15 protein-coding genes are annotated in these 15,525 nt (G+C 70.6%); 13 read left to right on the forward strand and 2 right to left on the reverse strand.

Annotation, left to right across the window (positions count from 1 at the left end; all coding sequences use genetic code 11):
- The 8 genes from ACODT0_RS31915 to cydX form a co-directional block, all read left to right on the forward strand.
- A partial coding sequence (locus tag ACODT0_RS31915) for an acyl-CoA dehydrogenase C-terminal domain-containing protein (RefSeq protein WP_489043139.1) occupies nucleotides 1–134 on the forward strand: 134 nt, incomplete at its 5' end.
- 156 nt (nucleotides 135–290) lie between these two features.
- A complete protein-coding gene (locus ACODT0_RS31920; protein ID WP_057595808.1) occupies nucleotides 291–1,253 on the forward strand; it encodes an NAD(P)H-dependent flavin oxidoreductase in 963 nt (320 codons plus the stop codon).
- A 78-nt stretch (nucleotides 1,254–1,331) separates the two neighbouring features.
- Nucleotides 1,332–2,453 (forward strand): acyltransferase family protein, encoded by a 1,122-nt coding sequence (locus tag ACODT0_RS31925; RefSeq protein WP_489043140.1) that lies wholly within the window; start codon nucleotides 1,332–1,334, stop codon nucleotides 2,451–2,453.
- Between the two features lie 155 nt (nucleotides 2,454–2,608).
- A complete protein-coding gene (cydD, locus tag ACODT0_RS31930; protein WP_489043113.1) occupies nucleotides 2,609–4,294 on the forward strand; it encodes a thiol reductant ABC exporter subunit CydD in 1,686 nt (561 codons plus the stop codon).
- The gene (locus tag ACODT0_RS31935) at nucleotides 4,291–5,997 is read left to right on the forward strand and encodes an amino acid ABC transporter ATP-binding/permease protein (RefSeq protein WP_489043114.1); all 1,707 of its coding nucleotides are present in this window, start codon (nucleotides 4,291–4,293) and stop codon (nucleotides 5,995–5,997) included. Before cydD ends, ACODT0_RS31935 begins: the two co-directional genes overlap by 4 nt.
- Nucleotides 5,998–6,061: 64 nt before the next feature.
- Nucleotides 6,062–7,663 (forward strand): cytochrome ubiquinol oxidase subunit I, encoded by a 1,602-nt coding sequence (locus ACODT0_RS31940; protein ID WP_057595805.1) that lies wholly within the window; start codon nucleotides 6,062–6,064, stop codon nucleotides 7,661–7,663.
- A complete protein-coding gene (gene cydB / locus ACODT0_RS31945) occupies nucleotides 7,660–8,814 on the forward strand; it encodes a cytochrome d ubiquinol oxidase subunit II (protein WP_489043115.1) in 1,155 nt (384 codons plus the stop codon). Before ACODT0_RS31940 ends, cydB begins: the two co-directional genes overlap by 4 nt.
- Before the next feature lie 21 nt (nucleotides 8,815–8,835).
- Nucleotides 8,836–8,985: a cytochrome bd-I oxidase subunit CydX gene (gene cydX, locus ACODT0_RS31950; protein ID WP_057595803.1), complete on the forward strand. Its 150-nt coding sequence runs from the start codon at nucleotides 8,836–8,838 to the stop codon at nucleotides 8,983–8,985.
- A 139-nt stretch (nucleotides 8,986–9,124) separates the two neighbouring features.
- Here cydX and ACODT0_RS31955 read toward each other — a convergent pair whose 3' ends face one another.
- Complete coding sequence (locus tag ACODT0_RS31955; RefSeq protein ID WP_057595802.1) at nucleotides 9,125–9,709, reverse strand: GbsR/MarR family transcriptional regulator; 585 nt, start codon at nucleotides 9,707–9,709, stop codon at nucleotides 9,125–9,127.
- A 50-nt stretch (nucleotides 9,710–9,759) separates the two neighbouring features.
- The gene (locus ACODT0_RS31960; RefSeq protein WP_057595801.1) at nucleotides 9,760–10,812 is read right to left on the reverse strand and encodes an AraC family transcriptional regulator; all 1,053 of its coding nucleotides are present in this window, start codon (nucleotides 10,810–10,812) and stop codon (nucleotides 9,760–9,762) included.
- Nucleotides 10,813–10,990: 178 nt separating this feature from the next.
- On the opposite strand from ACODT0_RS31960, the gene ACODT0_RS31965 reads away from it, so the two are divergent.
- From ACODT0_RS31965 to ACODT0_RS31985, 5 genes are read left to right on the forward strand one after another with little or no spacing between them, the layout of a single operon-like run.
- Nucleotides 10,991–12,553, forward strand: coding sequence for a long-chain-fatty-acid--CoA ligase (locus ACODT0_RS31965; RefSeq protein ID WP_413763016.1), 1,563 nt, complete (start codon nucleotides 10,991–10,993; stop codon nucleotides 12,551–12,553).
- A gap of 39 nt (nucleotides 12,554–12,592) precedes the next feature.
- The gene (locus tag ACODT0_RS31970) at nucleotides 12,593–13,777 is read left to right on the forward strand and encodes a lipid-transfer protein (protein WP_209542831.1); all 1,185 of its coding nucleotides are present in this window, start codon (nucleotides 12,593–12,595) and stop codon (nucleotides 13,775–13,777) included.
- 14 nt (nucleotides 13,778–13,791) lie between these two features.
- Complete coding sequence (locus ACODT0_RS31975; protein ID WP_057595798.1) at nucleotides 13,792–14,232, forward strand: MaoC family dehydratase N-terminal domain-containing protein; 441 nt, start codon at nucleotides 13,792–13,794, stop codon at nucleotides 14,230–14,232.
- A 14-nt stretch (nucleotides 14,233–14,246) separates the two neighbouring features.
- Nucleotides 14,247–14,666: a MaoC family dehydratase gene (locus ACODT0_RS31980; RefSeq protein WP_261216469.1), complete on the forward strand. Its 420-nt coding sequence runs from the start codon at nucleotides 14,247–14,249 to the stop codon at nucleotides 14,664–14,666.
- 27 nt (nucleotides 14,667–14,693) lie between these two features.
- Nucleotides 14,694–15,524, forward strand: a complete 831-nt coding sequence (locus tag ACODT0_RS31985; RefSeq protein ID WP_057595796.1) for an SDR family NAD(P)-dependent oxidoreductase — start codon at nucleotides 14,694–14,696, stop codon at nucleotides 15,522–15,524.
- Nucleotide 15,525 lies beyond the last annotated feature (1 nt).

The raw sequence follows: 15,525 nt of genomic DNA on the forward strand, positions 1-15,525 counted from the left end.
TCGACTTCATGCAGGCCAAGATCACGACCGCGCGCTTCTATGCCGAGCACATCCTCGCGAAGGCGCCGGGCCTGCGCGACAGCATCGTCGACGGTGCCGAGAGCGTGAACGCGCTGGCGCTCGAGGCTTTCTGACATCCGGACTTCCGTACGCGAAGGTCGCAAAGGTTACGCAAAGGACGCGAAAGAGAAATCAAAATTTGGTTTTGCTTTTGCGCACTTCGCGGAATCTTCGCGTCCTCCGCGTCCGGCTGTCCGCTCCCGAATTCAACAACCCCTGAGACAACGACCATGTCGAAACTGCCCCCCGTGCTCGCGAACCTGCCGCTGCCGATCATCGGCTCGCCGCTGTTCATCATCAGCAACCCCAAGCTCGTGATCGCGCAATGCAAGGCCGGCGTGGTCGGCTCGATGCCGGCGCTCAACGCGCGGCCCGCGGCGCAGCTCGAGGAGTGGCTGATCGAGATCACCGAGGAGCTCGCGGCCTACAACAAGGCCAATCCCGACAAACCCGCCGCGCCCTTCGCCATCAACCAGATCGTGCACAAGAGCAACGACCGGCTCGAGCACGACATGGAAATGGTCGTGAAGTACAAGGTGCCGATCGTCATCACCTCGCTGGGCGCGCGCACCGACGTCAACGACGCGGTCCACAGCTACGGCGGCGTGACCTTGCACGACGTGATCAACAACAAGTTCGCGCAGAAGGCGATCGAGAAGGGCGCCGACGGCATCGTCGCGGTGGCGGCCGGTGCCGGCGGCCATGCGGGCATCAAGAGCCCGTTCGCGCTGATCCAGGAGATCCGCCAGTGGTTCGACGGCCCGATCGCGCTGTCGGGCTCCATCGCCACCGGTGGCGCGGTGCTCGCGGCGCAGGCCATGGGCGCCGACTTCGCCTACATCGGCACCGCCTTCATCGCCACCGAGGAGGCCCGCGCGAGCGACGCCTACAAACAGGCCATCGTCGAGGGCACTTCGGACGACATCGTCTACTCGAGCCTGTTCACCGGCGTGCACGGCAACTACCTCGCGCCCAGCATCGTCAACGCCGGCATGGACCCGGCGAACCTGCCCGAAGGCGACGTGAAGACCATGAGCTTCTCGGGCGGCGAGGGCAGCAAGGCCAAGGCCTGGAAGGACATCTGGGGCTCGGGCCAGGGCATCGGCGCGATCAGCGAAGTCTCGAGCGCCGGCGTCTTCATCGAGAAGCTCAAGCGCGAATACCAGGAGGCTCGCCAGCGGCTCGCGCTTTGAGAACGCGTTCCTAGCGTGAACGACCTGCCGGCCCCGGCGGCGAGCGCCGCACCTGCTCCCGCCGCGCGGCGGGAGCGCATGCCGCTGCTCGACGCGGCCAAGGGGCTCGCCTGCGCGGTGATCGTCGGGCATCACTTGTCGCGCTACGGGCCGATGCCCGCGGGCGCGTTGTCGCTCGCACCCGATTTCCTCGGCTGGCTGGCCAACGACGGGCGGCTCGCGGTCCAGATCTTCCTCGTGATCGCCGGCTTCCTGGCCGCGGCCAGCCTCGCGCCCGACGGGCTGCTGCGCATCGACCGGCCGCTCGTGCGCATCTTCCAGCGCTACGGCCGGCTGGTGATGCCCTACCTCGCCGCGCTCACCGTCTGCGTGCTGGTGGCGGCCGCGGTGCGGCCCTGGCTCGACGCCGAGCTCGTGCCGGCCTCGCCGAGCATCGGCCAGCTGCTCGCGCACGGGCTGCTGCTGCAGGACCTGCTGGGCTACGAGGCACTGTCCACCGGCGTCTGGTATGTGGCGATCGACTTCCAGCTGTTCGCGCTGGCGCTCACGCTGATCGGGCTGCCGGCGCTGCTCGCGCCTCCGGCGGACCAACTGGCGCGGCCCGGCGAAGCCGCGCGCCGGCGCTGGCTCGCGGTCGCGCTGGTGCTCGGCGTGGCCGTCGCATCGCTGGCGCTGTTCAACCGCGAGTCCGAGCTAGACGACACCGCCTTCTATTTCTTCGGCGCCTACGGCCTCGGCATGTTGGTGTTCTGGATCGGCCGCGCCACGCGCGCGAGCACCTGGCAGAGCGCCATCGCGCTGCTGCTGCTGCTGGGCACGGGCGCGCTGGCGCTCGAGTGGCGCAGCCGCATCGCGACCGCGCTGGTCACGGCGCTGCTGATCGCGGTGGCGCAGCGGCGGCAATGGCTGTCGCCGCCGCGCTGGCCGCTGGCGGCGGTCGCGCTGCAGCGGCTGGGGCGCATGTCCTATTCGCTGTTCCTGATCCACTTTCCGGTGCTGCTCGCGGTGAATGCCGCCGTGGTGCGGCTCGGGCCGCACGCGCCCTGGGTCGACGGGCTCGGCATGCTCGCGACCTTCGGCCTGTCGATCGCCGCGGCCGCGCTGCTGTACCGCTGGGTCGAGACCCGGCCGGCCTCGTGGCGCGCCGTCGCCGCGCTGTTCGCGGGGCTGCTGATCAGCGGCATCGTCGTCTCGCACTGAGATCCCGCCGGCCGTTCGGGCCGGACGCGTTCCTTCGTTGACTTGCGCCCGTGCGGCGAAGCGGGCAGGCTTCGCCGTGCTCGCTGTCCGGTCAGGTTTTCGGTATCATTGTGGAAATTTCAGTAAATACTGAAAATTCACGAAATCAAAAACAGATGAACCCTTCCGCCCACCGTCGACCCCTGCGTGCCCTGGCCCGGCCGGAGATCGGCGGCGTAGTGCAGGGCGCGGCCGCGCTGTTGTGGCTGCCGCAGGCGGCGCTGCTGGCGGGGGCGGTGCAGGCGCTGGCCGATGGCGGCGGGCTGGCCGCGGTGCTGTGGCCCGCGCTCGGCATCCTCCTGTTCGGCTGGCTGCGCGCCGCCTGCGAAGCCTGGGGCGCGCGGCGCACCTTCGGGCGGGCACGCGCTCGGCTCTCGGACTTGCGCGCCCAGGCCGCGGAGGCATTGGCCGGTGCCTCGCCACTCGACCGCGGCCGCGTGCCCTCGGGCCTGGCCGCGAGCGCGCTGGCCGAGCAGGCCGAGGCGCTGGTGCCGTACCTGGTGCGCTACCAGCCCGCGCGCTGGCGTGCCACCGTGGTGCCGCTCGCGATCCTCGCCGTGGTCGCGAGCCAGACCTGGGTGGCGGCGCTGGTGCTGCTGTTCGCGGCGCCGCTGATCCCGCTGTTCATGGCCATCGTCGGCTGGCGCGCCAAGGCGGCCAGCGAGGCGCAGATGGTGCAGATGGGCGGCATGAACGCCTTCCTGCTCGACCGCCTGCGCGGCCTCGCGACCCTGCGCGCGCTCCGCGCGGTCGATGCCACCGCGGCGCGGCTCGCCGACTCGGCGCAGTCGCTGCGCGAACGCACCATGGCCGTGCTGCGCATCGCCTTCCTGTCCTCGGCCGTGCTCGAGCTATTCTCGGCGCTGGGCGTGGCGATGGTGGCGGTCTACGTCGGCTTCCATCTGCTGGGCACGCTGGGCTTCGGCACCTGGAACGGGCCACTGAGCCTGGGCCAGGGCCTGTTCGTGCTGCTGCTCGCGCCGGCCTTCTTCGAACCGCTGCGCGAACTCTCGGCCGTGTGGCACGACCGCGCGGCGGGCGAGGCCGCGCTCGAGGCGCTCGAGGGCCTTCAGCGCGAGGCGCTGCCGCTGCCGGGCGCCCACGCGCCGGACGTGCACGTGGTCTCGATGCAGCCGTCGAATGCCGCGCCCTCGGTGGTCGTGCACGACCTGCATTTCGCCTGGCCCGGCGAATCGCGCCGCGTGTTCGAAGGCCGTGAGCTGCGCGTGGCCGCGGGCGAGCACATCGCGCTGGCCGGTGCCAGCGGTGCTGGCAAGACCGCGCTGCTGTCGCTGCTCGCGGGCCTGGTGCCGGCGCAGCAGGGCGAGATCCTGATCGGCGGCGTGCCGATGAACGACCGCACCGCCGCCGCGCTGCGCGCGCGCATCGGCTGGATGGGCCAGAAGCCGCACGTGTTCGCGGGCCCTGTCGCCGCCAATGTCGCGCTGGGCCGTGCGCTCGAAGCTGGCAGCGTCGAGGCCGCGATGCGCTTCGCGCAGCTCGAGCACGTCGCGCAGGCGCATCCGGGCGCGGCGCTGGGCGAGGGCGGCCTGGGCCTGTCGGGCGGCGAGGCCGTGCGCCTCGCGCTGGCGCGCATCGCGGTCCATCCGCAGGCCGACCTGCTGCTGGTCGACGAGCCCACCGCCCACCTCGACACCGAGACCGCGCGGCGCGTGGCCGATGCGCTGCTCGAACTCGCGCGCGGCCGCACCATGATCGTCTCCACGCACGATCCCGCGCTGGCCGCGCGCCTGGACCGCGTCGTGCAACTCGGCGCCGATGCCGCGGAGAAGGCCGCATGAAGCCGAACACGCACCGTCACGCGGGCGAATTGCGCCTGGTGCTGCGTCCCTTCTTCGCGGCCCAGCCGCGCGCCTTGCGCTGGGGTGCGCTGCTGGCCGCCGTGACCGTGCTCGCGGGCATGGCGCTGCTCGGCCTCTCGGGCTGGTTCATCACCGCCACCGCGCTCGCGGGCCTGCATGCGGCCACGGCCTTCACCTTCGACGTGTTTGCGCCCTCGGCCGGCATCCGGCTGCTGGCGCTGGGCCGCACCGCCTCGCGCTACGGCGAGCGGCTGGTCACGCACGACGCCACCTTCGGCGCGCTGGCCGCGCTGCGCGTGCGACTGTTCCGCGGCTGGGCGCGGGCCGAGGCGGCGCGCGCGCTGGCGCTGCGCCCGGCGCGCCTGCTGTTCCGGCTCACGAGCGACATCGATGCGCTCGAGTCGCTCTACCTGCGCCTGCTGGTGCCGGCCGCAGCCGCGCTCGGCGCCGCGCTGCTGGCGGGCGTCGTGCTCGGCACGATGCAGGCAGCGATGGGTGCCGCGCTCGCGGCCTGGCTCGTGGCCGTGGGCTGGGGCCTGGCCTTCGCGGTGTCGCGCCGCGCGCGGCGTCCGGCCTTGCGGCGCGCGCGCGCCATCGAGACGCTGCGCGAGCGCGCGGCCGACCTGGTGGCCGGCCAGACCGAACTGGCGATGGCCGGCCGCCTCGATGCGCAGCGCGAGGCTCTGGCCGCGGCCGACCGCCGGCTGGCGCGCGCCGACCTCGCGCTCAACCGCCTCGAGAGCACGGCCGGCCTGGCCTATGGCGGCGCGGGCACGCTCACGCTGGTGGCCGTGCTGCTCGCCGTGGCGGCGCTGGTGGGCGAGGGCGCGATCGGCGCACCCGCTGCCGCGCTCGCGCTGCTGGTGGCGCTCACCGCGCTCGAACCCTTCGCCGCGCTGCGCCGCGGCGCGCTCGACGCGGGCCGTACCTGGCTCGCGGTGCGTCGCCTGGCACCGCGCATGGCGCAGGACGACGCGCCCACCGCGCCCCGGCTTCCCGAGGACGCATCGCTCGCGCTGCGCCTCACGACGATCGATGCCTTCCACCGCGCCAGCGCCGTGCCCGCAATCGAAGGCCTCTCGCTGGCCATCGCCAAAGGCGAGCGCGTCGCCATCGTCGGCCCCAGCGGCAGCGGCAAGTCCACGCTGCTCTCGGTGATAGCGGGCGAACTCGCGCCGCGCCGTGGCGAGGTGGCCGCGCTGCCCTGCTGCCTGCTGACCCAGCGCACCGAGCTGTTCGAGGACACGCTGCGCGACAACCTGCGGCTGGCCGATCCCGCCGCCGACGACGAACAACTGTGGGCCGTGCTGCAGGCCGCGGGCCTGGCCGACGACGTGCGCCATCTGTCGTCCGGCCTGTCCACGCGCCTCGGCGAAGGCGGCCTCGGCCTCTCGGGCGGCCAGTCGCGCCGCCTCGCGCTCGCGCGCCTCTTTCTCCGCCCGGTGCCGCTGTGGCTGCTCGACGAGCCCACCGAGGCGCTCGATGCCGCGGTCGCGCACGACGTGCTGCAGCGCCTCGCGCGCCATGCCGAGGGCCGCACGCTCGTGATCGCCACCCACCTGCGCCGCGAGGCCGCGCTCGCCGACCGGCTGCTGCGCATCGAGGACGGCCGCGTCGTCGCCGACCTGCGGCGCGGCGGCGAGGCCTTCGAGCAGGCGCTGCGGCAACTGCGCGCCGATTGAACGACACCGAAGCAACGCCAACCACTCCACCACGAAGAACACAGGGAACACAAAGGAAGCCACCATGGACCTCGACATCGTCGCCTTGTCGCGATTGCAATTCGCCGTCACGGCGCTCTACCACTTCCTCTTCGTCCCGCTGACGCTGGGGCTCTCGATCGTCATCGCCATCATGGAGACCGTCTATGTCATGACCGGCCGCGTGATCTGGCGCGACATGACGAAATTCTGGGGCGTGCTGTTCGGCATCAACTTCGCGATGGGCGTCGCCACCGGCGTGGTGATGGAGTTCCAGTTCGGCATGAACTGGAGCTACTACAGCCACTACGTCGGCGACATCTTCGGCGCGCCGCTGGCCATCGAGGGCCTGATGGCCTTCTTCATGGAGGCGACCTTCGTCGGCCTGTTCTTCTTCGGCTGGGACCGGCTCTCCAAGGTCGGCCACCTCGCCACCACCTGGGCCGTGGCCATCGGCTCCAACTTCTCGGCGCTGTGGATCCTGATCGCCAACGGCTGGATGCAGAACCCGGTGGGCGCGGCCTTCAATCCGCAGACCATGCGCATGGAGGTCACCGATTTCGCCGCCGTGCTGACCAACCCGGTGGCGCAGGCGAAGTTCGTGCACACGGTGTCGGCCGGCTATGTCTGCGCGGCGGTGTTCGTGCTGGGCATCTCGGCCTGGTACCTGCTCAAGGGCCGCCACATCGAGCTCGCCAAGCGCTCGATGACGGTGGCTGCCTCCTTCGGCCTCGCGGCCTCGCTGTCGGTGGTGGTGCTCGGCGACGAGAGCGGCTACCTCTCGACCGAGCACCAGAAGATGAAGCTCGCGGCCATCGAGGCCATGTGGGAGACCCAGCCCGCGCCCGCGGCCTTCACCGCCTTCGGCTTTCCCGACCAGGCCGCGCGCGAGACCCACTACGCGATCCACATCCCGGGCGTGATGGGGCTGATCGGCACGCGCTCGCTCACCACCGTGATCCCGGGTATCGACGAGCTCGTGAAGCGCGCCGAGGCGCGCATCCGCGAGGGCATCAAGGCCTACGACGCGCTGCAGAAGATCCGCGAGGCCGGCGGCAAGCCGGTCACGCAGGGCGTGCGCGACGCCTTCGAGAACAACGGCGTCGACATGGGCTATGCGCTGCTGCTCAAGCGCTACGTGGACGATCCGCGCCAGGCCACCGACGAGCAGATCGCCAAGGCGGCCTGGGACACGGTGCCGCAGGTGGCGCCGCTGTTCTGGCTGTTCCGCATCATGGTGGGCATCGGCATGCTGCTGATCCTCTTGACCGGCACCTTCTTCGTGCTGTCGGCGCGCCGCACGCTGGACCGCCACCGCTGGCTGCTCAAGGCCGCGGTGATCGCGATCCCGCTGCCGTGGATCGCGGCCGAGGCCGGCTGGCTGGTGGCCGAGTTCGGCCGCCAGCCCTGGGTGATCGAGGGCGTGCTGCCGACCGCGGTGGCGGTCTCGAACATCGGCATCAAGTCGGTGCTGTTCACGCTCGCGGGCTTCGTCGCCATCTACACCGTGCTGCTGGTCATCGAGCTCAAGCTGATGGTCAAGGCGATCCGCAAGGGGCCGGTCGCCGAGCACTCGCCCGACGAGGGCGACGCGCGCTCGCACGTTCCGCCCGCCCACGCCGTCTCGACCACCGGGAGCGCCGCATGATCCTCCACACACTCCTCGACTACGACACCCTGCGCTTCATCTGGTGGGCGCTGATCGGCGTGCTGCTGGTCGGCTTCGCCGTCACCGACGGCTTCGACCTCGGCAGCGGCATGCTGCTGCCGTTCGCGGCCCGCAACGACGTCGAGCGCCGGCTCGTCATCAACAGCGTGGGCCCGGTCTGGGAAGGCAACCAGGTCTGGCTGATCCTCGGCGGCGGCGCGGTGTTCGCGGCCTGGCCGCAGCTCTACGCCGTCTCGTTCTCGGGCTTCTACCTCGCGATGTTCGTCGTGCTCTCGGCGCTGATCCTGCGGCCGGTGGCCTTCAAGTTCCGCAGCAAACGCGAGTCGCCGCAATGGCGCGCGCGCTGGGACGGCGTGCTGTTCTTCAGCGGCCTGGTGCCCGCGCTGATCTTCGGCGTGGCGGTGGGCAACGTGCTGCAGGGCGTGCCGTTCCGCTTCGCGACCGACATGCACATCCACTACGACGGCAGCTTCCTCGGACTGCTCAACCCCTTCGCGCTGCTGTGCGGGCTGGTGTCGGTGGCGATGATGGCGATGCACGGCGCGGCCTGGCTGCAGCTGAAGACCGCCGGGCCCGTGGCCGAGCGCTCGCGCCGCTACGGCATGGTCGCGGCCGCCGCCACCATCGTGCTCTACGCGGCGGCGGGCTTCTGGATGGCCTCGGCCGTCGGCGGCTACCGCATCACCAGCGCGGTCGATACCGTGGGGCCGTCGAATCCGCTGCTCAAGACGGTCGAGCTGCAGGCCGGTGCCTGGTTCGCGAACTACGCGGCCCACCCCTGGACCCTGGCCGCGCCGGTGGCCGGCTTCGCGGGCGCGCTGCTGGCGCTGATGGGGCTCGCGCTGCGGCGCGAACTGCTCGCGCTGCTGGCCGGCGCGTTCGGCATCGCCGGCATCATCCTGAGCGTGGGCGCCTCGATGTTCCCGTTCATCCTGCCGTCCTCCATCGATCCGCGCGCCAGCCTCACCGTGTGGGACTCGTCCTCGAGCCACCTCACGCTGTTCATCATGCTGGTGGTCACGGCCATCTTCATCCCGCTGATCGTGGCCTACACGACCTGGGTCTACCACGTGCTGTGGGGCAAGGTCGACGAGAAGGCGATCCGCGAGGAACGCGGTCATGCGTACTGATCGCAAGAAAGGAATAGAACGATGTGGTACTTCGCCTGGATCCTCGGCCTGCCGCTGGCGGCCGCCTTCGCGGTGCTCAACGCGATGTGGTTCGAGCTGATGGCCGACGACGCCATCCGCAAGGAGAAATTCGAGATGCCTGAAACGCCGGAGGGGCAGGAAAGGCTCTGAAAGCGGACAGCCGGACGCAGAGGGCGCGAAGGTTTCGCGAAGAACGCAAAAGGGTCAAGGAAGAAATTTCAAATGTCTTCTTTCGCGACCTTCGCGGAATCTTTGCGTCCTTCGCGTCCTTGTCCCCGTATTGACAGCCTCAATCCGTCGCAGGCTTCTTCTTCCTCGATGCACCCCCCGTGATCCGGTCCTTGAGCGTCAGCACCTTGGTCACGGTCGAGCCCATGCCCATGAGCTGCATCGCGGTCTCGGGCGACAGCCGCTGCACGTCGTCGAACCACTTCATGAGCCGGTCGATCAGGTCGTGCATCTCGCGCATGCGCTCCTGCGCATGACGCTCGGCCTCGCTGTGGGGCGACTCGAGCAGGGCATTGCGCAGCATCGAGAGCGTGGGTTCGATCTCGCGGCGGCGGCGCTCCTCGGCCAGCACGCGGAAGATCTCCCACACGTCCGACGGCGCCTCGAAGTATTCGCGCCGGTCGCCGGGCTGGTGGCGCAGGCGCACCAGGCGCCAGGCCTGCAGCTCCTTCAGGCCCATGCTCACGTTGGAGCGCGAGAACTCGAGCAGCTCGGCGATCTCGTCGGCATTGAGCGGACGTTCCGAGAGGAAGATCAGCGCGTAGATCTGGCCGACGGTGCGGTTGATGCCCCACTTGCTGCCCATCTCGCCGAAATGGGCGACGAACTGGCGGTTGAGCGGGGGCAGGTCGGAGGTGGGAGGCATGGGGCGATTGTCGCCCGGGCCTTGCGGCCGTTCCGGAAGCTTCTGAAAACTCAGGGCGCCGGCAGGGAATCGCCACCGCCGGCCGCGGCCACGCGGCGCCGGTACGAACCCGGCGCGCCGCCGGTCCAGGTCTTGAAGGCGCGCTGGAAGGCCGCGCTGTCGGCAAAGCCCAGTTCCGCGGCCAGCGCCGCCAGCGGCACGGCGCTGGTGGCCAGCCGCACGATCGCCACGTCGCGTCGCAGCTGGTCCTTGAGCGCCTGGAACGAGGTGCTCTCGGTCGCCAGGTGGCGCTGCAGGGTGCTGACCGACATGTGCAGGCAGGCGGCCACGGTCGCGAGGTCGGCCCAGGCCGGGCGCTTCTGCTGCAGGATCTCGCGCACCCTGGCGCTGATGGGCTGTTCGGCCAGCCGCGGCAGGATCACGTTGCCGGGCGAGGCCGCGAGGAAGTCGCGGATCGCATGCGCGTCGCGGTGCATCGGCGTGCGCAGCGCCTCGGCGTCGAACCACACGGCCGAGCAGGGCTGGCCGAAGCGCAAGGTGCCGGGGAACACCTTGGCATAGCCGGCCGCGTAGGGCGGCAGCGCGAAGCCGAAGTCGAAGCGCCGCGCCGCCAGCCGCCCGCCGTGCAGCCAGGCCAGCAGGCGCCAGTACACGCGCAGCATCAGCTCGTGCAGGAAGTTCTGGTGGCCGATCGCGGGGTTCTCGATCGCGATGCCGAAGCCGGCGAGCTCGCCCTCGCGCAGCAGCACCAGCCGCAGGTCGTCCTGCAGCAGGCTGAAGGTGTGGGCCACGCGGCGCAGCGCATGGCCGAAATCGGGGGCGCCGAGCGTGGAGCGCGCGATCAGCGCCAGGCTGCCGCGGCGCATCCGGCGCGTGAGGAAGCACAGCGACTCGTCGTCGAGCCGGTCCATCAAGAGCGCGAACAGCGCCACGTACTGCTCGGCCGTGACGCGCGCGCCCGGCTCGGCCAGCAGCGGCGGCGGCACGCCCGCGTCTTCCAGCGCTCGATCGATGTCGATGGGCGCGGCGGTGCCCCGGGCGCGGATGCCGGAGAGCATGCCTTCGACGAAGGCGACCGGGATGGTGACGGGCGGTTGCAGCATGGAGGAGGGCGATTCGACCGTACACGGGACGCGGCGGGCCGTCGATTGACGTTTTCTGCAATGCGAACGAAGCGAAGCGCAATCGCCGGCCCGGGCCCGGATTTCTACCATGCGCTCACGCCAGAAAAAGACCTGCAAAGGCGTGCCGACAAGACCAACGATTAGGAGACGAGCCACCATGTACCTGACCCAGGCGCTGCACCGCGCGATGCAGCAGAAACCGGACAAGACCGCGGTGCGCTTCGGCAGCCGCAGCACCAGCTTCCGCACCTTCGGCGAGCGCATCGCGCGGCTGGCCGGCGCGCTGCAGAAGCTCGGCATGAAGAACGGCGACCGGGTCGCGATGCTGTCGCTCAACTCCGACCGCTACCTCGAATACCAGATGGCCGTGCCCTGGGGCGGCGGCGTGCTCAATCCCTGCAACATCCGCTGGTCGCCGGCCGAGATCCTCTATTCGCTCGAGGACTCGGGCTCGCAGATCCTGCTGGTCGACGACGCCTTCCGCGCGGCGGCCGAGCAACTGCGCGGCCAGTCCACCACCCTGCGCGAGCTGATCTACTGCGGCGATGGCGCGGTTCCCGCCGGCATGCTCGGCTACGAGGCACTGCTCGACAGCGCGGCGCCGGTGCCCGACGCCTACCGCCATGGCGACGACCTCGCCGGCATCTTCTACACCGGCGGCACCACGGGTTTTCCCAAGGGCGTGATGCTGAGCCACGCCAACCTCTGCGCCTCGGCGCTGGCCGCCCAGGCCGAGGGCATGGCGCCGGCCGAGGGCTGCTACCTGCATGCGGCGCCGATGTTCCATCTGGCCGACATGGGCATCTCGGGGCCGCACTGGTTCCAGGGCAACACGCACGTGGTGATCCCGATGTTCAACCCCGAGGCCGTGCTCGACGCGATCGAGCGCGAGCGCGTGACCCACACGCTGCTGGTGCCGACCATGATCCAGATGCTGGTCGACCATCCCGCCATGCGCGACAGGCCGCGCGAGCTCGGCAGCCTGCGCGGCATCGCCTACGGCGCCTCGCCGATCTCCGAGGCCGTGCTCAACCGCGCGATGGCGGCGCTGCCGGGCGTGGACTTCGTGCAGGCCTACGGCATGACCGAGCTGTCGCCGGTGGCCACCATCAACCCCGCCTGGTACCACACGGTCGAGGGCCGCAAGGCCGGCAAGCTGCGCTCGGCCGGCCGCGCGAGCTTCTGCATGGAGGTGCGCATCGTCGATGCCGAGGGCGCCGAGGTGCCGCGCGGCACGGTGGGCGAGGTGGCGGTGCGCGGGCCGAACGTGATGCTCGGCTACTGGAACAAGCCCGAGCAGACGGCCGCCGCGGTGCGCGAGGGCTGGATGCACACCGGCGACGGCGCCTACATGGACGACGACGGCTTCATCTTCGTGGTCGACCGCATGAAGGACATGATCATCAGCGGCGGCGAGAACATCTACTCGGCCGAGGTCGAGAATGCCATCGCCCAGCATCCGGCGGTCGCGGCCTGCGCGGTCATCGGCATCCCGAGCGAGGAGTGGGGCGAGGCCGTGCATGCGGTGCTGGTCGCCAAGCCGGGGCAGCCGGTCACGGCCGACGAGCTGATCGCGCATTGCAAGACCCTGATCGCGGGCTACAAGTGCCCGCGCAGCGTGGCGCTGGTCGAGGCGCTGCCGCTCTCGGGCGCCGGCAAGGTGCTCAAGACCAAGCTGCGCGAGCCGTTCTGGAAGGATCGCCAGCGCGCGATCGCCTGATCTCTTCGTTTTCGCTTCAACACCCAGAGAGGAATTCCCATGACCCAGGATGTGCATGTCGTCGGCGTCGGCATGATCCCCTTCACCAAGCCCGGCGCGAACCTGCCCTATCCGCAGATGGCGGCGCAGGCCCTCAACGCGGCGCTGGCCGATGCCGGCATCGGCTACGAGCAGGTGCAGCAGGCCTACGTGGGCTATGTCTACGGCGACTCCACCGCCGGCCAGCGCGCGCTCTACGAGGTCGGCATGACCGGCATCCCCGTGGTCAACGTCAACAACAACTGCTCGACCGGCTCGACCGCGCTGTTCCTCGCGCGCCAGGCCGTGGCCAGCGGCGCGGCCGACTGCGTGCTCGCGCTCGGCTTCGAGCACATGAGCCCGGGCGCGCTGGGCGCGGTGTTCGACGACCGGCCCAGCCCCTTCGACCGCTTCGAGTCCATCACCGACGAGCTGGTCGGCAACGAGCAGGTGCCGCTGGCGCTGCGCTACTTCGGCGGCGCGGGCCTGGCCCACATGCAGCAGTACGGCACGCAGCTGTCGACCTTCGCGAAGATCCGCGCCAAGGCCAGCCGCCATGCATCGAACAACCCGGTGGCGCTGTTCCGCACCGTCGTGACCGAGGACGAGGTGCTGGCCACGCCCGTGATGTGGCCCGGCGTGATGACGCGGCTGATGGCCTGCCCGCCGACCTGCGGCGCGGCCGCCGCCATCGTCTGCTCGGCCGGGTTCGCGCAGCGCCACGGCCTGGACCGCGGCGTGCGCATCAAGGCCCAGGCCATGACCACCGACCGCCCCGTGAGCTTCGAGGCGCGCGACATGCGCGAGGTGGTCGGCTTCAGCATGGCGCGCGAGGCGGCGCAGAAGGTCTACGAGGCGGCGGGCGTCGGCCCGCAGGACATCGACGTGGTCGAGCTGCACGACTGCTTCGCGCACAACGAGCTGATCAGCTACGAGGCGCTGGGCCTGTGCCCCGAGGGCGGGGCCGAGAAGTTTGTGCTCGACGGCGACAACACCTACGGCGGCAAGGTCGTCACCAACCCCTCGGGCGGCCTGCTGTCCAAGGGCCATCCGCTGGGCGCCACCGGCCTCGCGCAATGCACCGAGCTGGTCCAGCAGCTGCGCGGCACGGCCGACAAGCGCCAGGTCGAGGGCGCGCGGCTCGCGCTCCAGCACAACCTGGGCCTGGGCGGCGCCTGCGTGGTCACGCTCTACGAACGCGTCTGAAGAAGGGCCCCGCCATGATCGACAGGAAATGGATCGGGCACGAGCTGCCCGCCTCGGTGCTGCCGCTGGAGCGCACGCGGCTGCAGTTCTTCGCCAAGGCGATCGGCGAGACCGATCCGGTCTACACCGACCCCGCCGCCGCGCGCGATGCCGGCTATGCCGACCTGCCCGCGCCGCCCACCTTCCTGTTCGCGGCCGAGCTCGACTCGGGCGCGTCCAACCGGCTGCTGGCCGACCTGGGCATACCGCTGGCCAAGCTGCTGCACGGCGAGCAGGGCTTCAGCTACCACCGCGCGGCCTGCGCGGGCGATACGGTGACGGTGCGCTCGACCATCACCGACATCTACGACAAGAAGAACGGCGCGCTCGAGTTCGTGGTGAAGAGCTCGCGCGCCACCAACCAGCGCGACGAACTGGTGGCCGAGCTGCGCACCGTGATCGTCTGCCGGCATTGAGCCCGAGGAACCCCATGACCGCACCCAACCACGACACCGTGCAGGTCGGCGACGAACTGCCGCCGCTGCAACTGCCGCCGGTCGACCGCACCACGCTCGCGCTGTTCGCGGGCGCCTCGGGCGACCACAACCCGATCCACATCGACATCGACTTCGCGCGCCGCGCCGGCATGCCCGACGTGTTCGCGCAGGGCATGCTGGGCATGGCCTGGCTCGGCCGGCTGCTCACGCAGTGGGCGCCGCAGTCGAAGCTGCGCCGCTTCGATGTGCGCTTCCAGGGCGTGACCCACCTGGGCCATGCGGTGCGTTGCACGGGCCGCGTGGTCGAGAAGCTCGAGCGCGACGGCGAGCGCTGCGTGCGCGTGGAAGTCAGCAGCACCAACCAGCATGGCCAGGTGCGCATCGCGGGCGAAGCGCTGGTGGCGCTCGCCTGAAGACTCAACGAAGAAAGACATCCAGACATGACATCCAGACTCGAAGGCAAGGTCGCCCTCATCACCGGCTCGGGCCGCGGCATCGGCCGCTCGATCGCGCTCAAGCTCGCCTCGGAGGGCGCGCGCGTGGTGGTCAACGATCTCGACGCCGGCCCCGCGGACGAGACCGTGCAGGCCATCCGCGCCGCCGGCGGCCAGGCCGTGGCCTGCAACGGCAGCGTGGCCGCGCCCGACTTCGCCGAGCGCTTCGTCGGCACCGCGGTCAGCGAGTTCCAGGGCCTCGACATCATCGTCAACAACGCCGGCTACACCTGGGACAGCGTGGTGCAGAAGATGACCGACGAGCAGTGGTACGCCATGCTCGACGTGCACCTCACGGCGCCGTTCCGCATCCTGCGCGCGGCGCAGCCGGTGATCCGCCAGCTCTCGAAGACCGAGACCGAGGCCGGCCGGCGCACCGTGCGCAAGGTGGTCAACATCTCCTCGGTGGCGGGGCTGTTCGGCAACGCGGGCCAGGCCAACTACGCGACCGCCAAGGCCGGCATCGTCGGCATGACGCAGACGCTGGCCAAGGAATGGGGCCGCATGAACGTCACCGTGAACTGCGTGGCCTTCGGCTTCATCCAGACCCGGTTGACCGCGAGCGCGGCCGACGCCACCACCGCCCACATCGACGGCCGCGAAATCAAGGTCGGCATCAACCCCGGCCTGCTGTCGATGATGGAGCAGACCATTCCGCTGGGCCGAGGCGGCACGCCCGAGGAGGCGGCCGGCGCGGTCTACCTGCTGTGCATTCCCGAGTCGGACTACGTCAGCGGCCAGACGCTGATGTGCACCGGCGGCCTCACGGGCATCTGAG

It is taken from the genome of Variovorax sp. FG153 (assembly GCF_057809595.1).

Excerpts from the sequence above, each read along its gene's own strand:
- ACODT0_RS31960 (WP_057595801.1), bottom strand. The coding sequence starts at position 10,812 with ATGCTGCAACCGCCCGTCACCATCCCGGTCGCCTTCGTCGAAGGCATG.
- ACODT0_RS31920 (WP_057595808.1), top strand. The coding sequence starts at position 291 with ATGTCGAAACTGCCCCCCGTGCTCGCGAACCTGCCGCTGCCGATCATC.
- ACODT0_RS31965 (WP_413763016.1), top strand. The coding sequence starts at position 10,991 with ATGTACCTGACCCAGGCGCTGCACCGCGCGATGCAGCAGAAACCGGAC.
- ACODT0_RS31970 (WP_209542831.1), top strand. The coding sequence starts at position 12,593 with ATGACCCAGGATGTGCATGTCGTCGGCGTCGGCATGATCCCCTTCACC.
- ACODT0_RS31955 (WP_057595802.1), bottom strand. The coding sequence starts at position 9,709 with ATGCCTCCCACCTCCGACCTGCCCCCGCTCAACCGCCAGTTCGTCGCC.
- ACODT0_RS31940 (WP_057595805.1), top strand. The coding sequence starts at position 6,062 with ATGGACCTCGACATCGTCGCCTTGTCGCGATTGCAATTCGCCGTCACG.
- cydD (WP_489043113.1), top strand. The coding sequence starts at position 2,609 with ATGAACCCTTCCGCCCACCGTCGACCCCTGCGTGCCCTGGCCCGGCCG.
- cydB (WP_489043115.1), top strand. The coding sequence starts at position 7,660 with ATGATCCTCCACACACTCCTCGACTACGACACCCTGCGCTTCATCTGG.
- ACODT0_RS31985 (WP_057595796.1), top strand. The coding sequence starts at position 14,694 with ATGACATCCAGACTCGAAGGCAAGGTCGCCCTCATCACCGGCTCGGGC.
- ACODT0_RS31925 (WP_489043140.1), top strand. The coding sequence starts at position 1,332 with ATGCCGCTGCTCGACGCGGCCAAGGGGCTCGCCTGCGCGGTGATCGTC.
- ACODT0_RS31975 (WP_057595798.1), top strand. The coding sequence starts at position 13,792 with ATGATCGACAGGAAATGGATCGGGCACGAGCTGCCCGCCTCGGTGCTG.
- ACODT0_RS31935 (WP_489043114.1), top strand. The coding sequence starts at position 4,291 with ATGAAGCCGAACACGCACCGTCACGCGGGCGAATTGCGCCTGGTGCTG.
- cydX (WP_057595803.1), top strand. The coding sequence starts at position 8,836 with ATGTGGTACTTCGCCTGGATCCTCGGCCTGCCGCTGGCGGCCGCCTTC.
- ACODT0_RS31980 (WP_261216469.1), top strand. The coding sequence starts at position 14,247 with ATGACCGCACCCAACCACGACACCGTGCAGGTCGGCGACGAACTGCCG.